Source organism: Mycobacterium asiaticum (assembly GCF_001673365.1).
In the GTDB taxonomy this organism is placed as follows: Bacteria; Actinomycetota; Actinomycetes; order Mycobacteriales; family Mycobacteriaceae; genus Mycobacterium; species Mycobacterium asiaticum_A.
Genome location: NZ_LZLS01000096.1, coordinates 1 through 12399, shown reverse-complemented (window position 1 = coordinate 12399; position 12399 = coordinate 1). Strand labels below are relative to the sequence as shown.

Sequence of the window (12399 nt, the reverse complement as noted above, 5' to 3'; positions counted from 1 at the left end):
AGCTTCGCCATTGGTGCTCCCTCGCGATCGGTGCTAGGCGAACCATAACCCCGACCAACAACAAACGAGGACCGGGCATAGCCCGGTCCTCGTCTCGCCGTTCAATGACGCGCGATCAGTCGTGATCAGTGGCGCGCGATCACGGGAATCCGCCGCAGACGTTGCCGACGCAGCCGCCGCCACCGCCCGGTCCGCCACCGCCGCCGCCGACGCCCGGAATCGTGCCGCCGCCTCCGCCGGGCCCGCCACCGCCACTGGGTCCGCCTGGGATGCTGCCGCCACCGCCGCCGGGGCCGCCACTGCCGCCGGGACCACCCGGAACGGTGCCACCGCCACCGCCGGGGCCACCGGTGCCGCTGGGACCGCCGCCGCCGGGTGCCGTTTGTGAGGGAGCCGCGCCGCTGGACGGGACAGCACTGGAAACCGTCGTCTGCGTGGTCGGAGTGGTGCTGCTGCTCGGAGATTTGCTATCTCCGCCGCCACAGGCAACCGCCATGACGAGCATGGCGCCACCGCCGAAAACCGCGAACGCGGTCTTAGCTTCAGATCTCATCAGACTCACCAATCCCAACTGTCGTCTCAGGTGTGCTGGGTCCGCATACCCCCGAATTCGGATGCAGAAACTCGACCGCCGTGCTGCCCCGCGCTAGTCCAGAATCTGAGGATGGACATCTCCTGTGCGCTTGCAACGGCCTCCGAAAGTCCCGACCACGCGGTACTTGCCGAAGCCCTGGGCTACCGGCGCGCGTGGCTCTATGACACTCCGGCGCTGATGACCGATGTGTGGATGGTGCTCAGCCGATGCGCGGAACGCACTACCCGGATTGGACTCGGACCGGGCGTGCTTGTCCCCAGCCTGCGTCACCCCTTGGTCAACGCCGCCGCCATCGCGGAATTGGTGCACCAGGCGCCAGGGCGAGTCGTGGTCGGAGTGGGCACCGGTTTCACCGGCCGTCTGGCGATGGGTAAGCGGCCGATGGCATGGCGGCAGGTCGCCGAGTACGTTCGGTGCCTGCGCACATTGCTGGCCGGCGAAACCGCCGAGTGGGACGGCGCCCAAATCCGGATGATGCAGTTACCCGGTTGCGGTGCGCCGCGGCCGATCGACGTGCCGATCCTGATCGGCGCCGACGGACCGAAGGGGTTGGCCGTCGCCGCGGAATTAGGCGACGGGGTGTTCTCCGCCGGAATGCCGCAACCCGATGCGCCCGGTGTGCCGCAGTGGCGGGCGCTGCTGAGCTTCGGCACAGTCCTCGAGGACGGGGAGACGCTGAGTTCGCCGCGGGTGATCGACGGTGCGGGCCCATCGGCGGTCGTGCTGTACCACGCGATGTACGAGCGCGGTGGCGCCAGCGCTGTTGATGCATTGCCAGGCGGCAAACGGTGGCGCGAAGCGGTCGAGGCATACCCACCCGGTGAGCGGCATTTCGTCATACACGACGGACATGCCATGCAGCCAAACGCCATCGACCAGCGCTTCCTTTCTGACTTCCTGACATTCGCAAACCCGATGGCGTTGACCGGTACCGCGCAACAAGTTTCGGAGAAAATCGACGGGTTGGCCGCGTTGGGGGTTACCGAGCTCGTCTACCAGCCCGCCGGCTCCGACATCGCACGCGAATTGCGGGCCTTCGCCGGTGCTGCCCGCCTTAGTGCCTAAACCTGCGGCGCAGATATGATTCGGACCTGAGTGTCTGCGGTGCGCACGTATCAAGACAGAGGTCTGCCTACAATCGCCGGCGAACAAGCACCAATTTCTCGGATTTGTTTGGGTGGCCGAAGCATATGCATTACCCGTGTTGGTCCGGGTTGGATTTTCAAGATCATTTTCTTGCTGTTCGTCGCTACATCGGCCGTTAGGCGAATTCCGTTGGCGCACTTGTGGCTCCGAGTGCCTGTGCTATCTTCGAACTTGACAAACGCCTCGGAACTGGCGCTCCAACAACGCTTTGTAAAACTATTTTTCATTCACATTGGCCGATTATCACATTTTGATAACGGTTACATCTCGCTTTGATAAATCGCACGGTTAGCCCCCACCGTGTCCGCGTAGCTTGACCGCTACAACACCAGCTTGCGACGCCCGAGGGTCGGGGCCGTCACCGGTCGTCGCCGGCTGACGAGAGCTTTCCGTGGCGCGCTGCCACCTGAGAAAGGTTGGACGATGAGCTTTTTTGTGCTGCCACCGGAGATCAATTCGGCTTTGATCCACGCCGGCGCTGGGGTGCAGCCAATGCTCGCGGCCGCGGCCGCATGGGAAGGCCTGGCCGGCGAATTGGCGACCGCCGCCGAGTCTTTCCAATCGGTCACCTCCGGACTGGTCGGCGGAGCGTGGCAGGGCGCCGCGTCGATGGCGATGTCAGCCACGGCCGCCCCCTACGCGGGGTGGCTGGCGGCCGCGGCGAGCCAAGCGACGCAGGCGGCAACCCAGGCTGGGGCGCTTGTCACCGAATTCGAGGCGGTCCAGGCGACGATGGTCTTGCCCGAACTGGTTGCAGCCAACCGAAATCAGTTTGTCTCGCTGGTTTTTTCGAATATCTTCGGGCAGAACGCACCCGCCATCGCTTTCATGGAGGGTCTCTATGAAGAAATGTGGGCCCTTGATGTGTCGGCCATGGCCGCCTATCACGCCGGGGCTTCGGCCGTCGCCGCCGCACTGACACCCTTTGCGCAACCACAAGAATTCCTGGCCCTGCTGCAGAGCGACGTCCAGTCGAACCTCAACCTGGGCTTCGCCAACTCCGGATACGGCAGTCTCGGTACGGCAAATGCCGGCAACATCAACATCGGCAGCGCAAACATCGGCAACTACAACTTCGGCGGCGGAAACCTGGGCAGCGGAAGTTTCGGATTCGGAAACCTCGGCGACGGCAACTTCGGCGTCGGCAATGTCGGCACGGGCAACATCGGTTTCGGCAACATCGGTCCGGGCCTGACCGCCGGACTGCAAAACATCGGCTTGGCCAACATCGGCAACAGCAACTTCGGGTTCGGTAACACCGGGAACAACAACGTCGGGTTCGGAAATACCGGCAACGGCAATATCGGCTTCGGGCTAACGGGTAACGGCCAAGTCGGATTCGGTGCGCTGAACTCTGGCACCGGCAATATCGGTTTCGGCAACTCGGGTTCCGACAACATCGGCTTTTTCAACACGGGCACCGGCAACTTCGGCATCGGCAACTCCGGCAACTACAACACGGGCTTTGGCAACGCCGGCCTCGCCAATACCGGCTTGTTCAACGTCGGCAACGTCAACAGCGGCATAGCAAACCTCGGCCACTACAACTCCGGAAGCTTCAACACGGGCAACCTGAACACGGGCGACCTCAACACCGGCAACTCCAACACCGGGTACATGAACCCGGGCAACTTCAACACCGGCATTGGCAACACGGGCAACGTCAACACCGGGGCCCTGATCCCCGGCAACTACAGCAACGGCATGTTCTGGCGCGGCGACTACCAGGGGCTGGCCGGCTTCCACGGCGAGCTGATCATCCCCGCGGCCGACCTCAACCTGGACGGGCTGGGCGGCGTCGGCCCAATTGTCGTGCCGCCCATCACCATTCCGCAGATCTCGTTGGGCATCAACAGCAATGGCGCGCTGGTCGGGCCGATCAATGTGCCACCGATCTCCATTCCGCCGATTGCGTTGGGGCTGAACAGCAACGGCGCGCTTGTTGGGCCGATAACCCTTCCGCCACTTAACATTCCAGCCATTGGCTTGGGCATCAGCAGCAATGGCGCCCTGGTCGGGCCGATCAACGTGCCGCCCCTGACAATTCCGTTCATCGGACTCGACATCAACAGCAACGGCGCACTCGTCGGCCCAATCAGCATCCCGCCGATCGGCATTCCTGCCATCGGATTGGGCATCGACAGCAATGGGGCACTTGTCGGTCCCATCAGCGTCCCGCCGGTCTCGATCAACCCGATCACTTTGCGGCTGACGAGCCAGAGTCTCTACGTCCCCATCGAGGTGCCCGAATCACCGTTCATCTTCTCCCTGATCGGCTTACCATCCGCCCCGGGCACCATCGGCCCCTCCCAAATTGACCTGACGCTCGGCGGAATCACAGTCGGCGGCAGCATCGGCGGAATCAACACCCCCACCATTACGTTGCCCGGCATACCACTGGGAATCGAGTTGGGCGGCACCATAGGCCCATTCAACACCCCACCGATAACGCTGCCGGGAATTCCGCTGGGCCTCAACGTAAACGGTGGCCTGGGACCCTTGACGCTGTTCCCGAACGGCTTCAGCCTCCCCGCAATTCCGTTGGGCATCAACGTGGGTGGGTCGTTGGGCCCATTGACGCTGTTCCCCAACGGTTACACCCTGCCCGGCATACCTTTGGGTATCAATGTCGGCGGCACGCTGGGCCCGCTGACGTTGTTCCCGGACGGCTACAGTCTTCCGCCAATTCCATTGGGCATCAACGTCGGTGGCACACTCGGTCCGCTGACCACGCCAGAAATCGTGCTCCCCGAAATCCCGTTGGGGATGCAGGTGAAAGGGAGTGCCGGACCGATCACCATCCCGATCAACATCGGTGGCACACCGGGCTTCGGCAACAGCACCAGCACCCCGTCGTCAGGCTTCTTCAACAGCGGCGGGTCCACGACCTCGGGCATCGGCAACGTCGGATCGATGGCATCGGGCTTCTGGAATACGGCCGCTGGGGCACTGGGGAACTCCGGCTACTTCAACGCCGGACCCCTCACCTCCGGCATGGCCAACCTCGGCAATTCGGTGTCGGGGCTGTTCAACACAGGCACGCTCGGTCAGGCAACAGCGTCCTTCACCTCCGGGATCGGCAGCGCCGGCGACCATCTTGCCGGCCTCCTGCGCGGCGAGTCCGGCCAAATTCTCCTCAACTTGGGTCTGGCCAACGACGGCAACCTGAACCTGGGCGGTGCGAACGTCGGCGACTTCAACATCGGACTCGGAAACGTCGGCACTCAGAACTTCGGTGGCGGCAACGCCGGGACGGCGAGCTTTGGCTTTGGCAACTTGGGCGACAACAACTTCGGCTTCGGAAACCTGGGTGCGGGCAACTTTGGGTTCGGCAACGCCGGCGCCGGATTGACGGCCGGCCTGCAGAACATCGGCGTCGGCAACCTGGGCAACGGCAACTTCGGCTTCGGCAACCTCGGCAACAACAACATCGGCTTCGGCAATACCGGCAACGGAAACCTCGGAATCGGACTCACCGGTGACAACCAAATCGGGATCGGCGCACTGAACTCCGGTAGCGGCAACATCGGATTCGGCAACTCCGGCAGCAACAACGTCGGTTTCTTCAACTCCGGCGACGGCAACTTCGGCATCGGTAACACCGGCAACTACAACAACGGACTGGGCAACGCGGGCATCGCCAACACCGGGCTGTTCAACGTCGGAAGCATCAACTCCGGTATCGCAAACATCGGCAGTCAAAACACCGGAAACTTCAATGTCGGCAGCACCAATACCGGTGACTTCAACCCGGGCGACCTCAACTCCGGCCTAGGTAACCTCGGTGATCTCAACACCGGCCTGCTCAACACCGGCAACGTCAACACCGGCGCTTTGATCCCGGGCAATTTCAGCAACGGGATCGGCTGGCGGGGCGACTATCAGGGTCTGTTCGGCGCCGAAGGCGGCCTGGTCATCCCGACAATCCCGTTGAGCGTCGACGTGATCGGTGCCGTCGGCCCAATCACCGTGCCCGACATCACGATTCCCGCCATCCCGCTGAACCTGGTGGCCGCCGGCGGGCTGGGGCCCATAACGGTTCCGAGCATCGATATCCCTGGGATCCCGTTGAACCTGATGGCTGCTGGCGGTCTGGGTGCGATAACAGTTCCCAACATCGACATTCCAGGGATTCCGCTGAGTCTGTTGGCGTCCGGTGGTTTGGGTCCGGTGACGATTCCGAACATCGATATCCCGGGAATTCCGCTGAATCTGTTGGCTTCCGGCGGCATCGTCGGAGTCTCCGTGCCCGACATCGAAATTCCGGGAATCCCGATCAACATCAGCGCAGGCGGCGGAGTCGGCGACGTCAGCATTCCCACTATCGTGATAGCGGGAATCCCCCTCAGCATCGGCGTGACCATCCCAGTCGACCTGACGATCCGAGTGATTCCGTTCCACGTGCCCGGTCTTCCCGGCCTGCCCGACGTCCTCAATGCCAGAATCGGCCCAATTACACTCGCGCACTTCGAGATTGGCCCCGTTCTCAGCGGCAGCACCGGCGACATCACGGTCAACGGGTTCAGCATTCAAAAATTCGGCCTTGACATTCCGTTGAGCGGCACAACCAATCCGTTCACCATCGCCGGCTTCGACATTCCGTCGTTCGGTCTGAATATTCCGCTGAGTGGCACGACCAACGAGTTCACCATCAACGGCTTCCAGATCAACCCGTTCGGCCTGGACATCCCGTTGTCCGGGACAACCGACCCGTTCACTATCGGGGGATTCAGCATCCCTGAGGTGGCACTCGGTATCCCGCTCGGCGGCAGCACCGCTCCGTTCACCATCGGCGGCATACAAATACCTCAGGTTGGTCTCAACGTTCCCCTGAGCGGAAGCACCGGGGCGTTCACCATTCCAGGGTTCAGCATCGGTGCGGCTCCGTTGCACGTTTCGATGAGTGGCGGGCTGGGACCCATCAACGTCCCGATCAATCTCGCCGGCATCCCGGGCTTCGGGAACCTGACCACTGCTCCGTCGTCGGGCTTCTTCAACAGCGGCGACGGCAGCGTATCGGGCTTCGGAAACCTTGGGACCGCTGTTTCAGGCTTGTGGAACCAGGTGCCGGACGCCTTGCAGGGTGCGATCTCGGGCTACAACACCGTCGGCCAATTCCTTTCCGGCGTATCGAACTTGGGGAACAGCATCTCCGGTATCGCCAACACGGGCTCGATGCTCACGGCTGCCTTCAACTCGGGCATCCGCAACATCGGCGAGCGGCTGTCCGGCTTCTTCACCAGCGGCACCGGGGCGTAACGCTCCGGGCTCGCTGTGGCGGTCAGCGGTTTGGGTTCGGCTAGCGCGGCCCGCCGCGACATATAAACGTCGCACACGACACGCCGAAAAGCGTGTGCGTGGTTTATCTTTCGGCGAAGCAACGCGTGCTGGGCCCGGTCTGGCTGGGGCGCGGCGCCTCACGGTGTACCGGCGCCCGCACGCGACATATAACCCACGCACACGACACGCCGCGAAGCGTGTGCGTGGTTTATCTTTCGGCGACGCAACGCGTACTGGGCCCGGCCCGACCGGCAATTCCGGTCACTGGCTAGCCTGGCCCGCCGCGACATATAACCCACGCACACGACACGCCGAAAAGCGTGTGCGTGGTTTATCTTTCGGCGACGCAACGCGTACTGGGCTTGGTCTGGCTAGGGCTCGGCGCCTCACGGTGTACCGGCGCCCGCACGCGACATATAACCCACACACACGACACGCCGCGAAGCGTGTGCGTGGTTTATCTTTCGGCGACGCAACGCGTACTGGGCCCGGTCTGGCTAGGGCGCGCGGCACCTCACGGTGTACCGGCGCCCGCACGCGACATATAACCCACACACACGACACGCCGAAAAGCGTGTGCGTGGGTTATCTCTCGACGAAGCACGAGGGCAGCGACAAACGGATGGTGACCGCCGGGCGGCGAGGGATTACCCCGACGCGCCCTTACCGCCAGCACTACCGCCGCCGCCCGAGGCCCCCTGGGCACCCCCGCCGCCGGGACCACCGTTGGAGCCGTTGAAGGATTGGTACGAGGTGCCCGCGCCTCCGGCTCCGCCGGCGCCGCCGGCGCCACCCTTGCCACCGCCGCCGGCGGCACCGCCTTCACCGCCGACTCCCCCGCCACCGCTAACACCGCCATTGACACCCTGGCCGCCGGCGCCGCCGACGCCGCCGTTGCCGCCAGTGCCGCCGGTGCCGCCGGTGCCGCCGTCGCCGCCCCAGCCGCCGTTGCCGCCACTGATGCTGCCGCTGCCGCCGGTGCCGCCCTGGCCGCCGACCGCCCCGGTGCCGCCGGTCCCGCCGGCGCCGCCTTGTCCGCCGATGCCGCCTGTGGCGTTGCCAGCGCCGTATCCGGCGTTGCCGCCGGCACCGCCGGAGCCGCCGGAGCCGCCGGTGCCGCCGGTAACCCCTTGGCCACCCTTACCGCCCATTCCGCCCTGACCATTGGTGCCGACGACGGCGTTGCCACCCTCGCCACCAGCGCCGCCCTTGCCGCCGCCGAAGCCGCCCTCTCCGCCGGTGCCGCCGGTGCCGCCGCCATAGCCGCCCGCTACCGTGCCGGCGTTGTAACCGCCCTTGCCGCCCGCGCCGCCGTCCGCGCCGTACCCGCCGACACCGCCGTTGCCGCCAGCGCCGCCGATGGCGTTTGCCCCGTTGGAGGCGTTGCCGCCGACACCGCCGACACCACCTGTTGCGCCGTACCCGCCGTTGCCGCCGGTGCCGCCGGTGCCGCCAATCGACGTATGGGGGTCAAACGGCCACGCCAAGGTAGACCAACCGCCGCCACCGCCGGTGCCGCCGATCTGGTAGTCCGCGCCGTTCGCGCCGGCAAAGCCATTTTGGCCCATTCCGGTCGGATATCCAGGTATCGTCTCGCCGCTGACGACGCTTGTGCCACCCGCACCGGAGGCCGCGGGCCCGTACATATACCCCGTTCCCGGATTGACGCCGCTCGCGCCAGTCGTGCCGGCTCCACCCTTGCCGCCGTTGCCGCCGCCCCCGGCCAGGCCAACATTGCCGCTTTTAGCACCGGTGCCGCCCGCCGCGCCGCCACCGCCACCGTTACCGCCGTTGCCGCCTCCACCGGCGTTGCCGCCGTTACCGCCGTTCTGTGCGCCGACGCCACCGTTACCTCCGTCGCCGCCGCGACCGGCGTTGCCGCCGTTACCGCCGTTGCCGCCGCCGCTGCCGCCCGGAATGGCTGGCGCACCGCCTTGGCCGCCAGTACCTCCGTTGCCGCCGTTGCCGCCGATGCTGCCCGCGACGCCGTTTGATATGCCGTTGGTACCGGCAGCTCCCATGCCTCCGTTGCCGCCGACACCGCCGTCCCCGGCGGTGCCCACCGCACCGCCGAGACCGCCGGCCGCGCCAGCCTTTCCGCCGGTGCCGCCGGTTCCGCCGTGGCCGCCATGAATGGAACCAGTCTTTCCGGAGCCGCCCGCGCCACCCGTGCCGCCGGTACCGCCATCGCCGCCGCCGCCCACCGCGCCGCTTCCGTAACCCGCGGCTTTGGCCGTGCCGGCCGCACCGCCGGTTCCGCCAGTTCCCCCGGTCCCACCCATTCCGCCGATGCCACCAGCACCACTGCTGCCGCCGACACCGCCGATGCCACCAGCACCACCGTTGCCGCCGCCGCCGCCGTTGCCGGCAAGCTGGCCGCCCATGCCGCCCTTGCCACCGGTGCCGCCGGTGCCGCCGTTGCTACCAGTGCCGCCGTTCTGGCCGTTGACGTTCGTGTCGGCACCCGCGGCCCCGATCGCGCCGCCACCGCCGTTACCGCCCTTGCCGCCGCTACCAACGGGTCCGCCGTCGCCGCCATCGCCGCCGTTGCCGCCGTTGAGGCCGCTGTAGGCAGGTGCGGTGGCGCCGGTGCCGCCGGTACCGCCGTTGCCGCCGCCGCCGCTACCGCCTGACTTGCCGCTGTCACCAGTGGCTCCGGCGTTAGCGCCGCTGCCACCACCGGCACCGGGGTTTCCGGCGTTCCCGCCATCGCCCGGTGTGCCGCCCTTGCCGCCGTTACCTCCGTTGCCGTTACCGCTGTTGGCGAAGCTGCCGGTGGCGCCGGTACCACCGTCTCCGGCCGTCCCGCCGAAACCGCCGTTGCCGGCCTTTCCGCCGGCACCACCCTTGCCGGTACCCGAGGCACCGGTGCCAGGCGCGCCACCCAATCCGCCGTTGCCGCCGTCGCCGCCCTTGCCGCCATTGCCACCTAGACCGCCGGTTTGACCCGGACCGAAGGTGTCGCCGTGTGCGCCGTTGGCACCGGATCCGCCGGAACCACCTACGCCACCTGCACCGCCGACCCCACCGTTGCCGCCGAGGCCCGAAATCGTGCCACCCAATCCGCCGTTGCCGCCACCGCCGCCGTTGCCGCCGAGGCTACCGACTCCACCGGATTCGCCGGGGTTGACGGCTTTGGTGCCAGTGGCCCCGATTGCTCCTGCTCCGCCGGCACCGCCGGTGCCGCCGTTGCCGACCTGACCGGCGTTGCCGCCGTTGCCGCCCTTGCCACCAGCTATGCCGCTGAAAGCGGGAGCGTCGGCGCCGGCACCGCCGGTGCCGCCGTTACCTCCGACGCCCCGGCTACCGGCGCTGCCGTCTAATCCGTCTGCCGCTGTGCCGTAGCCGGCACCGCCTTTGCCGCCGACGCCGCCGGTTCCGGACGTCCCGCCCTTGCCGCCGTCGCCGCCGATGCCGGTGCCGCCGTTCTCGAATGTGCCGGTGCCGCCGGTGCCGCCGTTGCCGGCCGTTCCGCCGAAGCCACCGTTGCCGCCGTTGCCGCCCTTGCCGTTGGCGCCGGTGCCCGACGCCCCGGTGCCGGGCGCGCCGCCGTTGCCGCCGTCGCCACCTTTACCGCCGTTGCCGCCGTCGGTGCCGTCGCCACCGTTTAAGCCGGCGAGGCCCTTGGCGCCGTCGTCGCCTGCGCCGCCGAAGCCGCCCGCACCACCGGACCCGCCAGTGCCGCCGTTGCCGCCCACACCGGAGGTGGTGCCACCCTGGCCACCGGATCCGCCGGCGCCGCCCTTTCCGCCCGTGCCGCCCGTTTGTCCGTCCGGACCTGCGGCCCCACTACCGCCCGTGCCGCCCATGCCGCCGTTGCCACCGTTGCCGGTCGGACCAGCGTTGCCGCCGTTGCCGCCGCCCCCGCCGTCGATGCCGCTGAAGGCAGGCGCATTCGCGCCGGCCCCGCCGTTGCCCCCGTTGCCACCGGTGCCGTTGCTGCCGATGTCGCCGTTCTTGCCCTGGCCGCCGTTGGCTCCGCCGGTGCCCCCGGCGCCGCCCGTCCCGACGGTTCCGCCGGCACCGCCATCGCCACCTTTACCGGTGCCGCCGCCAGCGAAGGTGCCGGTACCACCCGCACCGCCGTTGCCGGCGAGCCCACCAGTACCACCGTTACCGGCGTCACCGCCGGCACCGTCGATCCCCCGGCCTGAGGCGCCGGTGCCCGCCGTGCCACCCACACCGCCGTTGCCGCCGGTGCCGCCCTGGCCGCCGTTGGTGCCGATGCCGCCGTTGCCCCCCGGGGCACCGGTGTCGCCGTTATGGCCATTGCCGCCGAAACCGCCGGTGCCGCCCTTGCCGCCTGCGCCGCCGCTGCCGCCGAACCCGGAGGTGGACCCGCCTGCGCCGCCGTTGCCGCCGTTGCCGCCGTTGCCGCCGTTTCCGCCGACAGTGCCGTTTTGCAGGGAGTTGGCCGCGTTGGTGCCCGCATTGCCGATGAACCCTAGGCCGCCGGCTCCACCATTGCCCCCGTTGCCGACACTCCCGGCGATTCCGCCGTTGCCGCCGGAACCGCCGTGGCCGCCAAAGCTGGTGGCCGAGGCGCCGACTCCGCCGTTACCGCCGTCGCCGCCCAGGGCCGGGGTCTTGCCCGCCGTGCCGTTGGCGCCGCTTTGCGCGCCGGTGCCACCTGCGCCGCCCACGCCCGCGAGCCCGCCCTTGCCGGGGTTGCCGCCGTCACCGCCGTCACCGCCGTCGCCGGCGACGCCGCCGACCACGGTCCCATTGCCGCCTTTACCGCCGTTGCCGGGCGCCCCGCCGAGACCGCCGTCGCCGCCGGCGCCACCCTTACCGCTGACTCCGTTTCCGAGCGCGGTGCCGCCAACGCCGCCGGCGCCACCCTGACCGCCGTCGCCGCCGGTGCCGCCGTCTTGACCGTCCGCGCCCGCGCCGCCATCCTCACCAGCCACGCCGGCGCTGCCGTTGGCGCCGTCTCCGCCGGCACCGCCCACGCCGCCGTCACCGGAGGTCGACCCGCCGTTGCCGCCCTTGCCGCCGGCGCCACCGGCGCCGCCACCGTTGCCGTCGGCGCCCTTGGCGGTAACTTGTTGGCCGGCCAGGCCATCCCCGCCTGCGCCTCCCGCACCGCCGTTGCCGACGGATCCGCCGTCGCCGCCATCGCCGCCTTTGCCGCCAGATCCGCCGGGAGTCGTTGCCGTGGCGCCGGCCCCGCCCGCGCCTCCCTTACCGCCGCTGTCCGGGGTAAGGCCGGCCGTGCCGTCGGATCCGGTCGCGCCGTGCTGGATGCCGGCGCCGCCGGCCCCACCTAGACCTGCCGCACCGCCAGCGCCGACGTTTCCGCCGTCACCACCGTCGCCGCCGTCACCGGCCACCCCGCCGACAACTTCGCCGGCACCGCCGTTACCTCCGTCGCCGGC

At 68.0% G+C, this 12399-nt stretch carries 4 protein-coding genes; 2 read left to right on the top strand and 2 right to left on the bottom strand.

Going from position 1 to position 12399, the window contains the following annotated elements:
- Window positions 1-139: 139 nt before the first annotated feature.
- A complete protein-coding gene (locus A5634_RS28160; protein ID WP_155769468.1) occupies window positions 140-553 on the bottom strand; it encodes a hypothetical protein in 414 nt (137 codons plus the stop codon).
- A 111-nt stretch (window positions 554-664) separates the two neighbouring features.
- On the opposite strand from A5634_RS28160, the gene A5634_RS10500 reads away from it, so the two are divergent.
- A complete protein-coding gene (locus A5634_RS10500) occupies window positions 665-1660 on the top strand; it encodes an LLM class flavin-dependent oxidoreductase (RefSeq protein WP_065143985.1) in 996 nt (331 codons plus the stop codon).
- Between the two features lie 504 nt (window positions 1661-2164).
- Window positions 2165-7000 (top strand): PPE family protein, encoded by a 4836-nt coding sequence (locus A5634_RS10495; RefSeq protein WP_065143984.1) that lies wholly within the window; start codon window positions 2165-2167, stop codon window positions 6998-7000.
- 668 nt (window positions 7001-7668) lie between these two features.
- On the opposite strand, the gene A5634_RS28645 is transcribed toward A5634_RS10495, so the two are convergent.
- The coding region (locus A5634_RS28645; RefSeq protein WP_065143983.1) for a hypothetical protein at window positions 7669-12399 on the bottom strand (4731 nt) is incomplete at its 5' end.